Below are 20,507 nucleotides of genomic sequence, written 5' to 3'. Positions count from 1 at the left end.
TAATAGGAACGATCATCAAGTTTATATTAAACTATACATTGATAGCTATTCCAGGGCTAAATATTGATGGTATGATTATCAGCAACTTTGTATCTTTTGGCGTCATCGCGCTACTAAATTATAGAATATTAAAAAAAATTACAGGTTATAGGGTAAACATATGGCAAACGATTATAAAGCCTCTACTGTCTAGTTTGATTATGGCTGTATTTTTAATGTTGCTAGGAAATATCGTCTTTGCCTATTTTAGCAATAGCATTGCAATTATTTTAATTGTTTTAGGGGCCGTACCTTTTTATACAATAGCTTTGTTCTTGACAAACACTATAAAACAAGAGGATCTAGATATGATACCTGGAGGAGAAAAACTAAAAAAATATTACCGAAAAGGGTAGAGAATGCAAAAAAAGAATTGAGTACAAAAAAATAGGTGATATAATAACAAAGGTAGTATGGCACTTAATGGGTGCCACACTACCTTTGTTAGTTGTGAGTTTTAAGTTTTACGTTCTAAGGAAGTGCTTTATAGTTACCTTTGGTGACTGGGGTTTTACTTACAACTTAGAACATGGATCTTATAAAAGAGGGGGATTGCCTTGAGTTCGTATATAAAAAGTGCAGGGATATTAGCGATTGGAGGCATCATTTCCAAGCTATTAGGATTGTTTTTCAAGATACCCATAGGTCGTATCTTAGATAGCTTTGGTTATGGTTTGTATTACAGTTCATACAATATTTATAATCTGTTATTAACGGTATCCATTGTAGGAATTCCCGTTGCCATATCGAAAATGATTGCAGAGAGAGCCTCTGTTAAGAATTACTATGGAGTATATAATGTATTTAAGCTATCTATGATCCTTTTAATCGTCATAGGTAGTGTGTCTAGTACATTTTTGTATTTTGGTGCAAATTGGATTATTCAACTAGCAGATTGGGATGAAGGTACTTATTACGCTATTATAGGACTTGCAGCTGCCCCGTTCTTTGTTTCGATTATGTGTGCCATTAGAGGTTTTTTTCAAGGCATGCAGATGATGACTCCTAGTGCCATCTCTCAAATCATTGAATCCTTTGTAAGAGTAATATTTGGAATTGGTCTGTGTATCTATTTGACAAGTCAATATGGACAAGCACAGGGAGCTGGTGGTGCTTCTGCAGGAGCCTCTATTGCAGCTGCTGCAACTACAATTTTCTTGTTATTTGCTATGAATGTATTCCTAAAAGATTTTAAACGACCTATTGAGAAATCTAAGAAAAAGTTTAAAAGAGAATCCTATAGGGCTTTGCTAAAAAGATTGGTAAATATTGCAGTGCCAGTAACTTTAGCTTCTGCTTTTGTGTCTTTATTTGGTTTAATAAACTCTTTTACTTACGTGTCAAGACTAGGTGTAGCAGGAATAGATCAAAAAATGGCTACTATTTTGTTTGGCGACTTTGGCTTAGGACAGACGATGATCAATGTGCCCTTGACATTTAGCTCGGCTATGTCTTTAACTTTAGTGCCGGCAATTAGTACATCTTTTGCCATAAAAAATATGGAATCTATTCGACACAAAACAGAACTAGGCATTCGCACGATGCTACTTATCTCCTTACCATGCGCAGTTGGCTTATCCATCTATTCACAGCCTATATTTGACTTATTGTTTCCTTCCGCTCATAACGGAGGAGCCATCTTAAGATATTTGGCTTATAGTGTGGTATTTATTATGGTGGGTAATATTTTACAAAGCGTGTTGCAGGCTTTAGACAAATTTAGAATTCCTGTATTTAATTTGTTTATTGCTCTTATCGTAAAATTTGTACTTAATTACATTTTAATGGCAATACCCAGTATTAATATTTACGGTATGGTAATATCTAATATAGGAGCTTTTGCTGTTACAAGCATTTTAAACTATATTGCCATTAAGCGTACGGTGAACATACAGATTAATGTAAGTCAAACCATTATTAAACCTTTAATCGCATCTGGTATTATGGGCGCATTTGGGGTATACATCTACAATCTATTCAGCAATTTCTTACCAAACAGCATCAATGTATTGATAGCCATAGTACTATGTGTTATCGTGTACTTTACAGTACTTGTTCTTATAAAAGGAATTACAAAAGGAGAACTAGCCCTTATGCCAGGTGGAAAGAAGATTATTGATAGATTTGGGAGAATGATTAAGTAGGGGGGAGCAAAGGAGCTACAGCCTACGACAGACCACCTTGATTAGAAAGGAAGTGATCTATTGGGGACGATTCATGTTATTGGATTAGGACCGGGGAATATAGAACATTTGACATTAGAATCTTATAGACTTATGAAAAATGCGCCTCTTGTCTACGTTCGAACGACAAAGCATCCTCTGATTGAAGATTTGATTCAAGAAGGAATAGCCATTGAGGGTTTTGATTATTTATATGAGAATGCCGACACATTTGAAGAGATTTACCATAAAATTGCAGATATCTTAGTAGAAAAAGCTCAATTAGAGCAAAAAATTGTCTTTGCAGTGCCTGGACATCCATTATTTGCTGAGAAAACAGTTGAAATCCTACTAAAAGTATTAGATAATAGACAAGACGAAGGCAATATTGAAATTCATTCCAGTATGAGCTTTCTCGATGTAGTAATTACTTCTTTAAGAATAGACCCCATTAATGGACTTAAAATGTTAAATGCTGTTTCCCTAGAAACAAATCCACCAGATCCAGGTATTGGAAATATCATCACGCAAGTTTACGATCGTTATGTAGCATCCGATGTAAAACTAGTATGTTTAGAGATTTATGATGATGAACAAGAAATATATGTATTGAGTGGAAGTGGTATAAAAAACAGAGAAAAAATAGAAAAGATTCCATTATACCAGTTAGACCGAATTGAATGGATTGACTATTTGACTACAGTATATATTCCACCTGTTCAAAAACCTAAATTAGAGCATATAAATACTTTAATATCTGTTATGGAGCAATTAAGGAGCCCGACAGGATGTTCTTGGGACAAAGAACAAACTCACGATTCCCTTAAAAGATACCTTATCGAAGAAGCTTATGAAGTCATAGATGCCATCGAAAGAAATAACCCAGATGATCTTATTGAAGAATTAGGGGATTTGTTGTTACAAATTATCTTTCATTGTCAAATTGCAAAAGAAGAAAGTTTGTTTGATTTGAAAGATGTAGTAAAAGGTATTAATCAAAAACTAATCAATAGGCACCCACATATTTTCAATAAAGATAAAAAAATAGACAAAAGCTGGGAAGAATTAAAGAAAACAGAAAAAGGCTTTCAGTATCAATATGAAATCATGGAAGCAGTACCAAAATCTCTGCCTTCTCTCTATTTAGCAGAAAAAATTCAAAAAAAAGCTGCTGAAGTTGGCTTTGATTGGAATAATCCATTGCCTGCTTTGGACAAGATAGTAGAAGAGAGCATAGAATTAAAAGAAGCTATGGAAGAACTCAACGATGAAGAGATGACAAAAGAGATGGGAGATTTGCTTTTCTCTGTTGTCAATGTCAGTAGATTACTCCACATTGATCCAGAAGAAGCTTTACACAAAACGGTGGACAAGTTTATAAGACGATTTAAATTTATTGAGGAATCTTTAGCCGGTAAAGGAACAAGTCCAAAAGAAAGTGATTTAGAAACAATGGATTCATTGTGGGAACTTTCGAAGGAGAAAAAAAGTTAATATTCAATGAAACTCATTGAATGAAATAAAAATATGTAAAATTATCAAGGAGGGTTATCAATGAATAAAGCCGAATTAGTTTCAGCATTAACTGAAAAAACAGGACTAGCAAAGAAAGATAATGAAAAAGTATTAAACTCCCTTATAGAAACAATCATCGAACAATTACAAAACGGAGAAAAAATCTCTCTAGTAGGTTTTGGCACATTTGAAGTAAGAGATAGAGCTGAAAGAGTGGGAAGAAATCCTAAAACAATGGAAGAATTAATTATCCCAGCATCAAAAGCACCTACTTTCAAAGCAGGAAAAGCTCTTAAAGATGCAGTAAACAACAAATAGTTTAAAAAAGCCGAGATTACTCGGCTTTTTTTAAAAGGTAAAAGTGGAAAACTTTTTTTGGCATCCCACATTTTACTAAAGCAGCGATATTATTGAGCGTAGATTTACCTATACAGAAGGAGATGAATCCATGCGCCTAGACAAATTTCTAAAAAACTCCAGATTAATCAAACGAAGAACCGTAGCGAAAGATGCTTGCGATGGAGGAAGAATTCAAGTAAATGGACAAGTAGCGAAAGCAGGCACCCAGTTAAAGGTAGGAGATGCAATCTCTATACGATTAGGCGAAAAAGAAATCAAAGTAAAAGTAACTGCACTACTAGAGCACGTAACAAAAGACGATGCAGATAAGATGTACGAATAAAAGTAGAAACTAGATACAGAAAAACTCGCCTTGCGGCGAGTTTTTCTGTTAAAGGAGGAGCTCCTTTTAATAAAGCTCTTACTCTATGCAGTGTATGAAACGTAATGGCCACGAATAATGGCATAGAGGGTTTTACATAGAGCAAATGTATCTAGGCGTATTCTGGCTAAACAATTTTTTGATTTTCCGCTACAATAGAAATCAAAGCACTATCTCCTAATTTCACATGGAGCTCTAAATCTTTATAAAAATCGTATTTTCCAAAGGAGTGCATAGGGATTACTATTTTTGGATGGATGGCCTCAATAAAATAGTTAATAGTTAAATATCCGTGTTCTTCCAATCTAGGATCTACTGGGACGAATGCATAGTTTATCACTTTGTCCTTTAGTAAATGTAGTTCTCTCTTAAAATCTTTTTCCTCTACTTTCAATTCCTCTTCATTCATTCTCTTCCAGTGCCACCAATTTAAATCTCCGCTGTGAAAAAAGGTATCTTCAAAGAAGTGAATAAAATAGGAATTCCCCATATCTGTAGAGCCGAAAGACTCAATTTTTACATCTTCAATTTTAAGTTCTTCATAATTGTTCATAATGTGCAAATTCTTTATGGTAGATTTGTCAAGTTTAGATTCAATATCCTTGCTAAAGACAAAATGTGCTTTTTCATCACTATAGTAGCTTTCGAAATGTTTTGGACTAAAATGATCGTGATGAGAGTGACTAGAGAATACAATCATACTCTTATAATCCTGCGGAATACTAAAATCAGAAATAGGATCAAATAGTAAGTAATTTCCTTGGTTTTCAACTAAGAATCCGCTGTGGGATAAATGTTTGATATACATAAAATTCACCTCATTATCAATAATAACATAGATAGAAAAAGAAACAAAAGAGAAAAATATCCGAATATTTATAAAAGACTTGAAAAAAACGTTCGTTTATTTTATTATTAAGGTAATAGATAAATGAGGTGAGAAACATGAGTTCTGAAAAAATTAAAAGAGTTTATGTAGAAAAACGCGAAGGATTTAATATTGAATCTAAACATTTAAAAACAGAGTTAAAGGAAACTTTGGGCGTAATTGGCTTAGAAGGACTTCGTATTCTCAACAGATACGATTTTGAGGTTCAAGAGGACTCTGTTTATGAGCAGATTAAAAAGCTCATATTGTCAGAACCTAATGTAGATAAGGTATATGATGAAGATTTTCCACACGTAGAAGAAGAAAGATTTTTTGCTATGGAGTATTTGCCAGGTCAGTACGATCAAAGAGCAGATTCTGCAGCACAGTGCATACAGATACTTCTTCCTGAAGCAAAATCAAAAGTAAAAACGGCAAAAGTAATATTGTTAAGAGGAAAAATCTCAGATAATGAATTTATAAAGATAAAGGACTATTGTATTAATCCAGTAGATTCAAGAGAAGCATCCTTAGAGATTCTTCAAAAACTGACAGATGATTTAGAAGAACCAAATGACATCGAAGTAGTAGAAGGCTTTATTTCATTCAATGATGAGAAATTGGACCAATACCGAAAAGAAAAGGGTTTTGCTATGAGCAAAGAAGATATGGTATTTGTCAAAGAGTACTTTGAAAAAGATGAAAAAAGAAATCCTACAGTGACCGAATTAAAAGTCATTGATACCTATTGGTCTGATCATTGCAGGCATACTACTTTCTTTACGGAAATTCGAGACATTCAAATTGAAGAAGGTCCTTATAAAGAACAGATCGAAAGCACTTTAAAGCAGTATTTAGCTTCAAGAGAATACATTGAGACAAAGAAACCAATTACCCTTATGGACTTAGGGACCATCAACACAAAACTGTGTAGGAAGATGAATTTATTAGAGGATTTAGATCAATCAGAAGAAATCAATGCATGCAGCATAAAAATTGATGTAGATGTAGATGGACAAACGGAAAAATGGCTTTTAATGTTTAAAAATGAAACCCATAATCATCCTACGGAAATTGAACCTTTTGGTGGAGCTGCGACTTGTCTAGGTGGCGCCATTAGAGATCCTCTTTCAGGAAGAAGTTACGTTTATCAAGCTATGAGAGTAACAGGTAGTGGTGATCCTCGAAAATCTATAGATGAGACAATACCAGGTAAGCTATCACAAAGAAAGATATCAAAAGAAGCAGCTAAGGGATTTAGCTCTTATGGAAATCAAATTGGCCTTGCAACAGGACAAGTTACTGAAATTTATCATCCAGGATATATAGCAAAGAGAATGGAGGTCGGTGCAGTAATTGGAGCGGCCCCACAGAAAAATGTAGTAAGGGAAGAGCCTTTGCCTGGAGATATTGTAGTGATCATCGGTGGAAGGACAGGAAGAGACGGATGCGGAGGCGCTACTGGTTCTTCTAAGGCACATACAGAAGAATCATTAACTCAATGTGGAGCTGAAGTTCAAAAGGGAAATCCACCAGAAGAAAGAAAGATTCAAAGATTGTTTCGAAAACCTAAAGTGACAAAACTCATAAAAAGATGCAATGATTTCGGTGCAGGAGGTGTTTCTGTAGCCATAGGAGAGCTTGCAGATAGTTTAGATATTGACTTAGATGCAGTACCTAAAAAATACGAAGGGTTAAATGGTACAGAATTAGCAATCTCAGAATCCCAAGAGAGAATGGCAGTAGTCATAGCTGCAAAAGATTTAGACGACTTTATTTCCTTTGGACATGAGGAAAACCTTGAGGTAACAAAAGTAGCCTATGTTACAGCAAGCGGCAGATTAATTATGAAATGGAGAAATAAAGTCATACTAGATTTGAGCAGAGCGTTTTTAAATACAAATGGAGCGAAACAGTACGCAGATGTAATAATTGACTCACCAAAGCAAAGTGTACAAAATCATAACCATGAAGATTCTTTAAAAGAACGTTTTGTGAATGCGTTACAGAATTTAAATGCTTGCTCTCAGCAAGGACTTGGGGAGATGTTCGACAGTTCTATTGGTGCGGGATCCGTACTTATGCCTTATGGGGGGAAATACGCCCTTACACCTGCTGAAGGTATGGCTGGGAAAATCCCTGTCCTCAAAGGAGAGACCAATACTTGTAGTTTGATGAGCTACGGATTTGACCCAGAAGTATGTGAGTGGAGCCCTTATCATGGAGGTATATACTCTGTAGTAGAATCGGTGGCAAAAATCGTAGCCATGGGTGGAGATTATAGAAAAATTCGATTGAGCATGCAGGAGTACTTTGAAAGACTAGAAAAAGATCCTATTAAATGGGGGAAACCTTTTAGTGCTCTGTTAGGAGCTTATTTCGCACAAGATGCTCTAGGAATTGCAGCCATTGGCGGGAAAGACAGCATGTCTGGAACCTTTAATGATTTGACAGTACCACCTACTATGATCTCTTTTGCAGTTACAGTAGATAAGGCAGAGAATGTATTGTCTCCAGAATTTAAAGAAACGGGTTCAAAAGTTTATTTAGTGGAAATCAAAAGAGATGAGAAAGAAATTCCAGACTTTGAGGAATTGAAAGAAAAGTATTCTAAAATTAAAAACCTAATAAATCAAAAAGTCATTCTATCAGCTAAAACGATTGGAAAAGGTGGTATAGGCGTAGCTTTAGCTAAGATGAGTTTTGGGAACAAAATCGGTGTAAGTGTAAAGGAATCCTTTGAGGTAGAAAAGCTATTTGATAAAAGCATTGGCAGCATCCTTGTAGAAGTAAAGGCCAACCAAGAGAATCAGCTAGAGAATCAATTTATCCTTATAGGAGAGACCATTGAAGAAGAATCTATTAAAATAGGCAAAGATAATATAGACCTGGACTCTTTAGTAAAAGCTTATGAGTTACCTCTTTCTAAGGTTTATCCAATAAAAGAAGATGAAATAGGCGATTTAGAAACCCTTCGATTTGAAACAAGTCCAAGAGTATATAAAGGTGAAAAGATTGGCACCCCTAGAGTATTTATTCCGGTTTTTCCAGGAACCAATTGCGAATACGATTCGATCAAGGCATTTGAAAAAGCTGGTGCGACTGTGGAGTCTATGGTCTTTAAAAATTTGTCCTCACAGGATATTGAAGAATCTTTAAAGAATATGGCAAAACAAATTTCGGAGGCACAAATCCTTATGATGCCAGGAGGTTTTAGTGCAGGGGATGAACCGGATGGCTCAGGTAAATTTATTGCTACAATATTTAGAAACCCATACATTACAGAGGCTATTATGGAACTGTTAAATAAGAGGGATGGCTTGATTTTAGGTATCTGCAATGGCTTTCAAGCACTGATTAAACTAGGTCTAGTGCCCTATGGGGAAATTCGACCTTTAGCCGAATCTGCGCCAACCTTAACCTATAATAAAATAGGTAGACATATTTCTAGATTGTCTATGACAAAAGTAGTTTCCAATCTCTCTCCTTGGTTAAATAAGGCAGAGCTTGGACAAATGTATAATATCCCTATGTCTCACGGCGAAGGACGATTCGTAGCAAATGAAAGCACTTTACAAGAACTTATTGATAAGGGACAAATTGCAACCCAGTACGTCGATTTATCAGGAAATGCAAGTTATGATGGACTGTATAACCCTAATGGCTCCCTTTACGCAGTAGAAGGGATCACAAGTCCAGATGGAAGAGTATTAGGTAAGATGGGACACTCAGAGAGAATTGGAAAAGATATTCATAAGAATCAAGGCGGCGAAAAAAATCAATTTATATTTGAATCAGGTGTAGAATATTTCAAAATATAATAATGAGGTGAATGTAGATGCCAAAAATAGGAATTGTAATGGGTAGTGACTCAGACTACCAAGTTGTAAAAGAGACTATAGATATATTAAAGAAATTTAATATAGAAGTAGATGCTAGAGTAATTTCAGCTCATAGAACTCCTGAAATAGCCTTTGAATTTGCTAAAAATGCAGAATCTAATGGCATAGAACTTATAATCGGTGCAGCAGGAAAAGCAGCTCATCTGCCAGGAGTACTCGCTGGGCTCACACCACTTCCTGTTATAGGACTACCTATAAAATCATCTACTATGGATGGACTAGATTCCCTTTTGTCTATAGTACAGATGCCATCAGGGGTGCCTGTTGCTACGGTAGCTATTAACGGTAGCCTAAACGCAGGGCTACTAGCTATTCAAATTCTATCTGTAAAATACCCAGAGCTAAGAGCATCCTATAAAGAATATAAACAAGAATTAGCAAAACAAGTGGTTGAAAAGAACGACAAGTTGCAGAAGATGCTGTAAAAAATGCTAAACAGTTGGTTAATTTAACAATGGTTAAACAATAGCTGAACGGTAGTTAAACAATTGTTAAACTATTGTTCAACTACTGCTCAACCATTGTTTGACTACTGTTCAAAAGGGAGTTTTGCTTATGAATAAACTAGATATGCTATATGAAGGAAAAGCCAAAAGAGTGCATACAACAGACGATTTGGATGATAAATTAAAAGAAGAATGTGGAGTTGTCGGTGTCTATTGCACTGATGAACAGAAAGATGTGGCTAGATTGCTTTATTATGGTCTTTATGCTCTACAACATAGAGGTCAAGAAAGTGCTGGCATTGCCACAAATCAAGATGGAAAAATCAGCAAATTTAAAGAAAATGGTATCGTATCCGAAATCTTTAAAGGTAATGAGTTTATTGAAAGTTTAAAGGGCAATATTGGAATAGGTCATGTAAGATATGCTACAAGTGGAGATGGAGATATTCGAAATGCACAACCTTTATTTGTAAATCATAAGACAAATCAAATCGCCCTAGCACATAATGGTAATCTGATTAATTTCAAAGCTTTAAGAGAAATGTTGGAAGATAGTGGAGTAGTCTTTCAGACAGATATTGATACAGAGGTTATTGTAAATTTACTTGCAAGAAGCTTAAAGGATGGCATGGTCAATGCCATAAGAAGAGTGGTAGAGATCATCAAAGGAGCCTATGCTTTAGTCATCACCACGGAAGATAAGTTAATCGGCATTCGTGATCCCCATGGCTTAAGACCTTTGTGTCTTGGTAAGACAAACGATACTTATGCAATTGCATCAGAAAGTTGCGCCCTAGATGCAATTGGTGCAGAGTTGGTACGAGATATAGAGCCAGGTGAAATTGTAGTTATAGATAAGGATGGAGTTCAATCTTTTCAACAAAATAACTGGGTTAAGAGAAAGTCTTGTATCTTTGAATTGATTTATTTTGCTCGCCCAGACTCCATCATCGATGGCAAGAGCGTATATTATGCAAGGCATAATGCAGGTATGATTTTGGCAAAAGAACATAGTGTTGAAGCAGATATCGTAATAGGAGTACCGGACTCAGGAATACCAGCGGCTATTGGTTATGCTCAAGAATCTGGAATTCCCTACGGTATGGGACTTATTAAAAACAAATATGTTGGAAGGACCTTTATCCAACCTACTCAAGAACTAAGAGAAGAGGGGGTAAGGATAAAGCTTAACGCGATTAAAGAAAATATTGACGGTAAGCGAGTTGTCATTATTGATGATTCTATCGTAAGGGGAACTACTTCAAAAAGATTGGTGAAATTACTACGAGCGGCTGGTGCAAAAGAAGTGCATTTTAGGGTTAGCAGTCCTCCTGTTGCTCATACCTGCCATTTTGGCATTGATACTCCTTATAGACAAGATTTAATTGGTTCAAAACACGATGTAGAAGAAATTCGAGAAATGATTGGTGCAGATACATTAGGATTTATCTCTGTAGAAGGATTGTTACAATCCGTTGGCGGTGAAAACACCTATTGCAAGGCTTGTTTCGATGCAGATTACCCAATGGAAGTTCCAATACAAAGAGAGTAGGACAATTCAAGGTGGTAAGGTGGTAAGGTGGTAAAACTCACCCTGAGTGAGGTACTATTATCTTCACTTTTTACTTCCTAATATTGAGTAATGAAGTGCTAAAGGTTGACAAATATGTTACTTCATTAAGAATAGGAGAAGGATATGAAAAAAATAACGTATAAAGATGCTGGTGTAAATATTGAAGCAGGATATGAATCTGTAGAACGAATAAAAAAACATGTAAAGAAGACCTTTAGTAAAAATGTAATCTCTGATTTAGGAAGTTTTGGAGGTCTTTTTGCTTTGCCTAGTGGATACAATAATCCAGTATTAGTTTCTGGAACAGATGGAGTAGGTACAAAGCTTGTTATATCTGAAAAGATGGATAAACACGATACCATAGGTATTGACTGTGTAGCTATGTGCGTCAATGATATTATATGCCAAGGGGCAAAACCCCTTTTCTTCTTAGATTATATTGCATGTGGGAAAAATAACCCTGAGAGAATTGAACAAATTGTCGCAGGAGTTGCAGAGGGTTGTATTCAAAGCGAAGCTTCTTTAATTGGTGGCGAAACAGCAGAAATGCCTGATATGTATACAGAAGACGAATACGATATAGCTGGTTTTGCAGTAGGCATTGTTGATAGAGAAAAAATCATTACAGGTCAAAATATTAAGGAAGGAGATGTAGTATTAGGAATTCCTTCTAGTGGCATCCATAGCAATGGTTTTTCATTGGTGCGTAAATTATTTTTTAATCATAGCCAATTTTCATTAGATCAATACATTCAAGAATTCGGAGCGACTTTAGGCGAAACACTACTAACTCCTACTAAAATCTATTATCATTCTACTTTCAAGGCCATAACAGAGAATAACATTAAAGGAATTTCTCATATTACTGGCGGTGGCTTCTACGAAAATATTCCGAGAATTATCCCCCAAGGTTTAACTGCAAATATTTATAAAAGTCGAATCCCCAAATTGCCTGTATTTGAAATGATGCAAAAACTAGGAAATTTAGAGGATGACGATATGTACAGTACTTTTAATATGGGGATTGGCTTTGCCATGGTTGTATCTCCAGAAGAGGTAGATGCAGTGGTAAGATCTATTAAACAAGGAAAAGAAGAGTCTATTATTCTAGGGGAAATCGCCAAGGGTGACCAGGGTGTTGCTCTATGGCCTTAAAAAAAATTGCCGTCTTTGTATCAGGAGGAGGAAGCAATCTCCAAACTTTAATTGATCAGGTTCACGGAAAAAACGGCAATATTGAATTGGTTCTCTCAAATAACTTAAAAGCTTATGGATTAAAAAGAGCCGAGGAGCACAATATAGCAGCTTATCATATAAATTCTAATGAAGAGGACAAAATAATAAAGTTATTAAGAGATAAGAAAATCGACTTTATCGTTTTAGCAGGTTATTTAAAAAAGATATCCTCTAAACTAGTGCATTCTTATAAGGGGAAAATCATCAATATTCATCCCTCTCTTATTCCTAGTTTTTGTGGACCTAGTTATTATGGAATAAAAGTACATGAGAAGGCTATTGAATACGGTGTAAAAGTTAGCGGAGCAACCGTTCATTTCGTAGATGAAGGAATGGATACAGGACCTATTATTATGCAAGAAACAGTAGCTGTATATCCAAACGATAGCATGGAAGATTTACAAAAGAGGGTATTGGAAGTAGAGCACAGAATACTAAGCGAGAGCGTTAAAAAAATGTGTCAGGATAAATTAATACTAAATGGTAGAATCGTTACAGTATTAGAGTAAAGGAGGAGTTTACACAAATGAGAGCATTAATAAGTGTATCTGATAAAGAAGGGATTTTATCTTTTGCAAAAGCATTGGATGAGATGAATGTAGAAATCATATCAACAGGTGGAACGGCTAAATTGTTAAAAGAGGGCGGAATTAAAGTCATTCCGATTAGTGACATTACAGGATTTCCAGAATGTCTAGATGGTAGGGTAAAAACATTACATCCAAAAATTCATGGTGGAATTCTAGCTAGGAGAGATCATCCGGATCATATAAAGCAATTAGAAGAATTAGAGATTACGCCAATAGATATGGTAGTGGTAAACCTATATCCATTTAAGAAGACCATTGAAAAAGAAAATGTGGCTTTAGAAGAAGCTATTGAAAATATCGACATCGGTGGTCCTACAATGCTTCGCTCTTCTGCTAAGAATTACAGGGATGTTGTGGTGATTACAGATCCTGAAGATTACAATAAGATAATTCAAGAATTAAAAGGAAATAGAGAAGTATCTCTTGAGACAAAATATAATTTGGCTTTAAAAGTCTTTGAACATACAGCTCAATATGATTCTATGATTGCAAATTACTTAAGAAAGAGAACAGGCTCTAAAGAATACCCTGCTACTCTTACCCTATCCTTTGAAAAAGTTCAAGACTTAAGATACGGTGAAAATCCTCATCAATCAGCTGCCTTCTACAAAGATGTAGAGCAGAACGAAGGTACACTGATTAATGCAATTCAACTTCACGGAAAAGAGCTTTCTTATAATAATATTAGCGACACAAATGGAGCTTTAGAAATCTTAAAAGAATTTAAGGGCGAACCTACAGTTGTGGCAGTAAAACACGCAAACCCATGTGGAATAGCTAGTGCAAAAAGCATCTTAGAAGCGTATAAGAAGGCCTATGAATGTGATCCTGTTTCCATCTATGGGGGGATCATTGCGGCGAATAGAGAAATAGACGAAGAAACAGCTCTAAAAATTAACGAGACTTTTATTGAAGTCATCGTAGCTCCTTCTTATACAAGAGAAGCATTAGACGTATTAAAGAAAAAGAAAAATATTCGAATTATGGAATTACCTCATATCGAAAAACAAGATTATGGCATGGAGTTTAAAAAAGTTCTAGGGGGCATATTAGTACAAGACCGAGATGAAAAGCTCCTAGATGGAGAAGTAAGATGCGTTACAAATAGACAGCCTACGGATAAGGAAATGGAAGATTTGCTCTTTGCATGGAAAGCTGTTAAAAATACAAAATCAAATGGTATTAGCATTGTAAAAGATAAAATGCTTATAGGAAATGGGCCAGGTCAAGTAAGCCGAATTTGGGCCCTAGAAAACGCCATCCGTCAGTCTACAGATAAAGTACAAGGAGCTGTCATGGCGTCCGACGCCTACTTTCCATTTAAAGACTGCGTAGAAGCAGCCGCAAATGCAGGCATCACCGCCATCATTCAACCAGGAGGCTCTGTTCGAGACGAAGAATCTATAAAATTATGTAACGAAAAGGACATTGCTATGGTATTTACAAAGATGAGGCATTTTAAGCATTAAAGGGATGAAAGCAGAATGCTGAAAGAAAAAAAGAAACCACTTAAAGGCAAGTTGTAGGGGTGGACGGCGCTGTTTTTCTTCATCACGTCATCAAAAGTGACTACTGTTTTGCGATTTCTGCTTTCGACTTTCTGCAAAAAAGGAGGCATTCACATGAATATACTAGTTATCGGCTCTGGGGGAAGAGAGCATGCTTTGGTTTGGAAAATATCTCAGAGTTCAAGGGTAGAAAAAATTTACTGTGCTCCAGGAAATCCTGGAATTGGGCAGCTTGCACAGTGTGTAAATATTTCTGTAGAAGATTTAAATGGTTTAGTATCTTTTGCTTTAGAAAATGCAGTAGATTTAACTGTAATTGGACCAGAAGTGCCACTAGTTCTTGGTATATGCGATAAATTTGAAGAAAAGGGTTTAAAGGTAATTGGACCTAATAAGATATGCTCTCAGTTTGAAGGGAGTAAAGCCTTTACAAAAAAGTTTTTAGAAAAATATAATATACCGACAGCGGCCTATAGAGAGTATACAGATTTAGAATTTGCATTAAAAGGTTTAGATGAATTTGATTTGCCCGTTGTAGTCAAGGCCGATGGCTTAGCTGCAGGCAAAGGGGTAATCATAGCAGAAACAAAAGATATTGCCAGACAGACACTAAAGGAAATGATGGGTGATTTGTCTTTTGGAGAAGCTGGCACAAAGGTAGTATTAGAAGAATTCTTAAGTGGAACAGAAGCGTCCATTCTTTGCTTTGTAGATGGTAAAAACATCGTCCCAATGGAAAGTGCTCAGGATTATAAGCGGATTGGGGATAATGATCAGGGCAACAACACAGGTGGCATGGGTACATACTCACCCAACAGATTATTTGATTCTCATTTGAATGAAATCGTAAAAAGAGAAGTCTTAGATCCCATAATAAAAGGCTTTAAAGATGAAGGGCTAGATTATAAAGGCATCCTCTTTATTGGTTTGATGATTGAAGAAAACAAGCCAAAGGTCCTTGAATTTAATGTGCGATTTGGAGACCCAGAAACTCAATCTGTACTTGTAAGACTAGAAACAGATATTGTAGACATATTTGAAAGCATGATAAAAGGAACATTATCAACACAAGAAATAAAGTGGAGCAATAAAAGCGCAGTAACCATTGTTCTAGCATCAGGAGGATACCCAGATAGTTACCAAAAGGGAAAAGTTATTACAGGACTAGAACAAATAGAAAACAGCATAGTCTTTCACGCTGGAACAAAAGAAAAAGAAGGCAAAATCATAACCGATGGAGGACGAGTCCTAGGTGTAACATCGATAGGAGAGACAATAGGAGAAGCAAGAAAGAAAGCATACGAAGACGTAAAGAAGATTTCTTTTGAAGGAATGCAATATAGAAGAGATATTGCACAAGAAAATTAATATAGGGAAGAGAGTATATCGGATAATGATATACTTTCTTTTTTTATAACAAAGGTCGTTAGTAAGAGTAATAGGCTGGTTCGATTAACTACTGCTCAACAATTGTTAAACCGTCGTTATTTGTGGTATATTTATACCATCTGATTTTTTAAACCAATTAGTAAGGTGTGAGTTTATGGAAATAAAGCGTATAAAAAATAAAGAAGAACTAAAAGATGCATTCTATATTCGATTAAAGGTCTTTGTAGAAGAGCAGGGAGTGCCTAGGGAGAATGAATTAGATGAATACGAAGATGTTTCAGAACATATTGTCCTTTATAAGGACAAACTTCCTGTAGCAACAGGAAGGATTAGAGTTATCCATGGAGATGCAAAATTACAGAGGATTTGCGTTCTAAAGGAATACCGAAAATTAGGACTTGGAAAAGTAATTATTGAGTCTTTAGAATCTATAGCAAGAAAAAAAGGCTGCAAAAAAGCTATACTAGGCGCTCAAGTACAAGCCAAAGAATTCTACGAAAAACTAGGATATACTCAACGTTCAGGTCTCTTTATGGACGAGGGGATTCCACACATAGAGATGCAAAAACAATTGATTTAAGGTGGTTAGCAAAGGCACTCGCTCGCCGAAGGCGAGTTTTGTAGCCTCGTGCACGTAGCTTTTAGTTTTCCCGTCTAACGAACCAATCATCAACCATTATCTACAAAGACTCCTGCTTATAAGTAACCGTCAAATCGGTCTCCCAAAATCCAAAGCATTCTGTAATTGCTAAAAACAAGTCAAGGCAAATAAAGCTACTAACAAAAGCAGATATTTGATCCTGTTTTAAACTTCGTTGTATTTTCATTTAATTCTTAATACTTTTCTATAGTTTGTATTACATCTTATGATTCCATAATATCTTTTAGTAATATATTTTTTTTCTTTAAATAAAATGAATTAAAGAGTTTTGAACTTATTTAAAGGAGATCGATATGAGACAAAAAGACAATTATCTGCCCTTTGTTTTTATTTTTATTATCTGTATTATAGTGATTTCATCAGTAAATCACTTTGGTCAGGAAGAACAAATGAGTACATCTATAAATAGAAATCAGGCTGATACTAGCGGTGTAGACTGGTTTGTTCCAAAAACGGATAAGAATCAAAGACCTGTATTTCCAAATTATGTTGATTCTTATATAGAAAAATACAATGCGTATGTAATAGGCAGTGAAGAAAAAGAATTATACTTAAGTTTTAACTGTGGATACGAGTTTAATAATTATACATTAGATGTTTTAGATATCTTAAAAGAGCAAAATGTAAAAGCAGTTTTTTTCATCACGGGTGATTATTTGAGAAGTAGCACAGACATCGTAAAGAGAATGAAAGAGGAAGGTCATATTGTTGGCAATCATGGCAATACTCATGCAGATTTGTCTACTTTATTATCAGAAGAGATCAAAAAGGAGCTTGTGGATTTTGAACTTTGTTACAAGCAAGTGATGGGTGTAGATTATACAGATAAGTTTTTTAGACCTGCTTCTGGTAGGTTTACAGAAGAGAGTTTAAAAATTGCTACGGAGTTAAATTATACTACTGTATTTTGGTCTTTGTCTTACAAAGATTGGGAGACGGATAACCAACCAGGTAAAGAAATAGCTTATGAAAAAATTATGCGCTCTGTACATCCAGGTTGTATTCTTATGCTTCATACAGTATCCCAGAGCAATGTAGAAGCGCTAGGCGATGCTATTTCAGATTTAAAAGGCCAGGGATACACCTTTAAGTCGTTAGAAGGATTTTCGCAAGCCAACGATCTTTAAGCCACAGCAATAAAATATTTAAGCAATCGTTTAACCATTCCTCGACTATTGTTAAAACATAGAACTTAAAACGCGAAAGGTATATTTGAAAGATTTGCACATATAAATAGTGTATAAGTGTATATAGGAGGTGTATAGAATGGACGATCAAAAAATAATGGGAACGGGTAAAGTAGAGTTAATATCTAGGGAAGAATTAAAATTATCTGGTGTTAAAGATGTACATAGTTTTAATGAGGAGACAGTTATTTTAGAGACACAGTTAGGTTTATTAACGATAGGCGGTCAGGACTTACATATTATCAAATTAAATTTAGAGGGTGGAGAACTAGAGGTAAAGGGAATCATTGATTCTTTTATTTATAGCGATGAAAGTAGCCTATTTAAAAAAGGAGAAGGTATTTTTAGCAGATTATTTAAATAGAGTTTAGGGGACAATCATGAATGAAAATATCTATTTGCAAGTCTATGTATTCCTCTATACTTTGTATGGAGGAATAATCATTGGAATTCTTTACGACTTTGTAGATGTCTTAATAAATGACAATCTCATTAAAAGAAGATCTATTTCAGATTTATTGTTTTGGGCTTTTGCTTTTAGCATTATTGTAGGGCTATTGTTTTATGTTAATAATATCAATTTTAGATTTTATAATCTTTTAGGATTTGGTTTAGGATGGTTTATTTACTTCTTTACCTTAAGTAAACTAGTTCGAAGGGTATTTCATTTAATCAAGGAGATTATTAGGCTAATTGGTAGAAAAATAATTTGTTTTTTTAAAATCATTACTTTTCCGATTAGAAAGATTGCACAAAAGAGCAAGGCAGTGAATAATTTATGGAGAAAGATTATCAACAAAGTAGTGAAAGATTTTAAAAAATATAAATCATATTTATTCAAGAGTTGATAAGTCTTGTGTTTTCCCTCATTTTGTGAAATAATATATCTATTAATAACAAAGGGGAAGCGTAGATAGTGAAAAAGAAAAGAAAAATAAATAAAGGTCGACTGCTAATTATCGTAGGAATACTTTGCTTTTTTCTTTATAATATTATCTCCGTAGAAGTGCAGTATTATCAACTCAAGAATCAAAAAAAAGAACTTGAGCTTCAGCTATCCCAAGAAAAGGACAAACTAGAACAATTAGATAATGAGCTTACTCAAATGGAATCTGAAAAATATATTGAGATGTTAGCCAGGAAATATTTTGGACTAGTCTACCCTGAAGAAAAAGTAATAATAGAAGTAGAATCTGAAGAAAAGTAGTTATTATTGGTATCAATTATTATTTATAATATATGAGGAGGATTTTTGTCAATGCCATTTGAGGTAAATCAAATAGTAGAAGGTGTAGTAAAAAGCATTACAAAGTTTGGTGCATTTGTTGATATTGGAGGTAAAGTTGGTTTAGTCCACATCTCTGAAGTAGCAGATGGATTTGTAAAGGAAGTTTCAGACTATTTAAAAGAAAACGACACTGTAAAAGTAAAGATTATTTCCATCAATGAAGGGAAAGTAGGATTATCCATACGACAAGCGCAACCCAAAAAGGAACAACCCCAAAAACAACAACCCCAAAAACAACAGTATAAGCCAAGAAATAATCATTATAAGAAGAACGAAAGCAGCTATCACGCCCCTACTTTTGATGATCAACTTAGTCAATTCCTAAAGGATAGTGAAGAAAGACAACAAGTTCTTAAAAAAAACGCTAAGAAAACAAAAAATAGGTGTTTTAATAGATAATATAAAGACCACTAAAAGCATCCTGCAGGATGCTTTTGCTGGTCTTTAGGTGGTAAGGAGTTACCAAATGAAAAAATACGCTGTAATTGATATTGGAACAAATTCTACTCGATTGCTTATTGCCTCTGTTGAGGGGGATAAAATGGTTGATAGAGAAAAGCACTTAATTACTACCCGTATGGGACAAGGAGTTGATGAGAATAAGATCATTAATCAAGAAACTATTCTCAGAAATGTAGCAGCTCTTAAAGAGTTAAAAGAACTAAGTGAGAGTAAAGGAGTCAATGAATTTATTGTTTTTGGTACCAGTGCTCTTAGGGATGCGAAAAATGCCAGTGAATTTATAGATTTAGCTAAGAGGGACTTGGGCCTAACAGTAGATATTTTAGATGGTCAGACAGAAGCTAGATATGCTTTTTTAGGTGTAAGTGAACAATATAAGGAAGAACCTATTATTATTATGGACGTAGGAGGAGGCAGTACAGAGTTAATTTGTGCGGCTAAGGGCAAAATCTTAAATAGTATAAGTTTTGATATGGGTGCAGTGCGGATGACAGAGAGATTTATCAAAAATGATCCACCTATAGGTCGAGAATTAAGAGATATTAGTCATATGGTACAGGAAACCTTAAAAGTAGCAAATGAAATGGAGAAATCTTTTACAATAATTGGTGTAGGGGGAACAGCCACCACATTGTCTCAAGTAGTTCAAGAAATAGAAGAGTATACTCCAGAAAAAATACACAATAGTGAAGTTTTTTTAGAAGATATAGATAAAATGAATAAAAAATTTTCTATGCTTAAAGATGAACAACGAAAAAAAATCGTAGGACTAAATCCTCAAAGATCTGATATCATAATAGCTGGTGCCATCATTGTTTCTGAAGTTTTAAAGCGTTATAAAAAGGAATCTTTTAAGGTAAGTGATTACGATAATTTAGAAGGTGGTATTTTTAATTTTTTAAAAAAGTGAAAAAGTTATTGACGAATAGCTAAAAATGTACTATAATAATTTTTGTCCCT

At 34.9% G+C, this 20,507-nt stretch carries 21 protein-coding genes; 19 read left to right on the top strand and 2 right to left on the bottom strand.

Translation table 11 applies throughout. The features are described from left to right. The 5 genes from Q7P22_RS08135 to Q7P22_RS08115 all read left to right on the top strand — a co-directional run. Positions 1–395: polysaccharide biosynthesis C-terminal domain-containing protein (locus tag Q7P22_RS08135; RefSeq protein ID WP_303862931.1), on the top strand; the 395-nt coding region annotated here is incomplete at its 5' end. A gap of 201 nt (positions 396–596) precedes the next feature. Beyond that, the gene (locus Q7P22_RS08130; RefSeq protein ID WP_303862928.1) at positions 597–2,183 is read left to right on the top strand and encodes a polysaccharide biosynthesis protein; all 1,587 of its coding nucleotides are present in this window, start codon (positions 597–599) and stop codon (positions 2,181–2,183) included. Positions 2,184–2,243: 60 nt separating this feature from the next. Further along, positions 2,244–3,695, top strand: a complete 1,452-nt coding sequence (mazG, locus tag Q7P22_RS08125) for a nucleoside triphosphate pyrophosphohydrolase (RefSeq protein WP_303862925.1) — start codon at positions 2,244–2,246, stop codon at positions 3,693–3,695. Positions 3,696–3,755: 60 nt separating this feature from the next. Then, positions 3,756–4,034: an HU family DNA-binding protein gene (locus Q7P22_RS08120; protein ID WP_303862922.1), complete on the top strand. Its 279-nt coding sequence runs from the start codon at positions 3,756–3,758 to the stop codon at positions 4,032–4,034. A gap of 130 nt (positions 4,035–4,164) precedes the next feature. Next, complete coding sequence (locus Q7P22_RS08115; protein WP_303862919.1) at positions 4,165–4,398, top strand: RNA-binding S4 domain-containing protein; 234 nt, start codon at positions 4,165–4,167, stop codon at positions 4,396–4,398. A gap of 166 nt (positions 4,399–4,564) precedes the next feature. Here Q7P22_RS08115 and Q7P22_RS08110 read toward each other — a convergent pair whose 3' ends face one another. Then, positions 4,565–5,245 (bottom strand): MBL fold metallo-hydrolase, encoded by a 681-nt coding sequence (locus Q7P22_RS08110; RefSeq protein WP_303862917.1) that lies wholly within the window; start codon positions 5,243–5,245, stop codon positions 4,565–4,567. A gap of 137 nt (positions 5,246–5,382) precedes the next feature. Between Q7P22_RS08110 and Q7P22_RS08105 the strand changes: the two genes are divergently transcribed. The 8 genes from Q7P22_RS08105 (at position 5,383) to Q7P22_RS08070 (ending at position 16,529) form a co-directional block, all read left to right on the top strand. After that, positions 5,383–9,126, top strand: a complete 3,744-nt coding sequence (locus Q7P22_RS08105; protein ID WP_303862914.1) for a phosphoribosylformylglycinamidine synthase — start codon at positions 5,383–5,385, stop codon at positions 9,124–9,126. A gap of 17 nt (positions 9,127–9,143) precedes the next feature. After that, complete coding sequence (gene purE, locus Q7P22_RS08100; RefSeq protein ID WP_303862911.1) at positions 9,144–9,632, top strand: 5-(carboxyamino)imidazole ribonucleotide mutase; 489 nt, start codon at positions 9,144–9,146, stop codon at positions 9,630–9,632. A gap of 145 nt (positions 9,633–9,777) precedes the next feature. Then, entirely contained in the window at positions 9,778–11,205 is a 1,428-nt protein-coding gene (purF, locus tag Q7P22_RS08095; protein ID WP_303862934.1) for an amidophosphoribosyltransferase, read from the top strand. Positions 11,206–11,349: 144 nt separating this feature from the next. Next, complete coding sequence (gene purM, locus Q7P22_RS08090) at positions 11,350–12,381, top strand: phosphoribosylformylglycinamidine cyclo-ligase (RefSeq protein ID WP_303862908.1); 1,032 nt, start codon at positions 11,350–11,352, stop codon at positions 12,379–12,381. After that, positions 12,372–12,971 (top strand): phosphoribosylglycinamide formyltransferase, encoded by a 600-nt coding sequence (gene purN / locus Q7P22_RS08085; RefSeq protein ID WP_303862905.1) that lies wholly within the window; start codon positions 12,372–12,374, stop codon positions 12,969–12,971. Before purM ends, purN begins: the two co-directional genes overlap by 10 nt. A 17-nt stretch (positions 12,972–12,988) precedes the next feature. Then, positions 12,989–14,521, top strand: coding sequence for a bifunctional phosphoribosylaminoimidazolecarboxamide formyltransferase/IMP cyclohydrolase (gene purH / locus Q7P22_RS08080; protein ID WP_303862903.1), 1,533 nt, complete (start codon positions 12,989–12,991; stop codon positions 14,519–14,521). 153 nt (positions 14,522–14,674) lie between these two features. After that, positions 14,675–15,928 (top strand): phosphoribosylamine--glycine ligase, encoded by a 1,254-nt coding sequence (gene purD, locus Q7P22_RS08075; protein WP_303862900.1) that lies wholly within the window; start codon positions 14,675–14,677, stop codon positions 15,926–15,928. Between the two features lie 175 nt (positions 15,929–16,103). Further along, positions 16,104–16,529, top strand: a complete 426-nt coding sequence (locus tag Q7P22_RS08070) for a GNAT family N-acetyltransferase (RefSeq protein ID WP_303862897.1) — start codon at positions 16,104–16,106, stop codon at positions 16,527–16,529. 100 nt (positions 16,530–16,629) lie between these two features. Here Q7P22_RS08070 and Q7P22_RS08065 read toward each other — a convergent pair whose 3' ends face one another. Further along, positions 16,630–16,776, bottom strand: a complete 147-nt coding sequence (locus tag Q7P22_RS08065) for a hypothetical protein (RefSeq protein ID WP_303862894.1) — start codon at positions 16,774–16,776, stop codon at positions 16,630–16,632. Positions 16,777–16,903: 127 nt separating this feature from the next. On the opposite strand from Q7P22_RS08065, the gene Q7P22_RS08060 reads away from it, so the two are divergent. From Q7P22_RS08060 to Q7P22_RS08035, 6 genes are all read left to right on the top strand, one after another. Then, positions 16,904–17,737, top strand: coding sequence for a polysaccharide deacetylase family protein (locus Q7P22_RS08060; protein WP_303862891.1), 834 nt, complete (start codon positions 16,904–16,906; stop codon positions 17,735–17,737). 139 nt (positions 17,738–17,876) lie between these two features. Next, positions 17,877–18,161, top strand: coding sequence for a sporulation protein YabP (gene yabP / locus Q7P22_RS08055; RefSeq protein ID WP_303862889.1), 285 nt, complete (start codon positions 17,877–17,879; stop codon positions 18,159–18,161). Between the two features lie 16 nt (positions 18,162–18,177). Beyond that, a complete protein-coding gene (gene yabQ, locus Q7P22_RS08050; RefSeq protein WP_113920036.1) occupies positions 18,178–18,645 on the top strand; it encodes a spore cortex biosynthesis protein YabQ in 468 nt (155 codons plus the stop codon). Positions 18,646–18,713: 68 nt separating this feature from the next. Beyond that, complete coding sequence (locus Q7P22_RS08045) at positions 18,714–19,004, top strand: septum formation initiator family protein (protein ID WP_170128172.1); 291 nt, start codon at positions 18,714–18,716, stop codon at positions 19,002–19,004. Between the two features lie 51 nt (positions 19,005–19,055). Further along, entirely contained in the window at positions 19,056–19,484 is a 429-nt protein-coding gene (locus Q7P22_RS08040) for a S1 RNA-binding domain-containing protein (protein ID WP_303862880.1), read from the top strand. A gap of 67 nt (positions 19,485–19,551) precedes the next feature. Further along, positions 19,552–20,457, top strand: a complete 906-nt coding sequence (locus tag Q7P22_RS08035; protein ID WP_303862877.1) for a Ppx/GppA phosphatase family protein — start codon at positions 19,552–19,554, stop codon at positions 20,455–20,457. Positions 20,458–20,507 lie beyond the last annotated feature (50 nt).

It is taken from the genome of Alkalibaculum bacchi (genome assembly GCF_937875145.1).
Classification (GTDB): Bacteria; Bacillota; Clostridia; order Eubacteriales; family Alkalibacteraceae; genus Alkalibaculum; species Alkalibaculum bacchi_A.
This window is presented reverse-complemented; position numbering and strand designations above follow the sequence as displayed.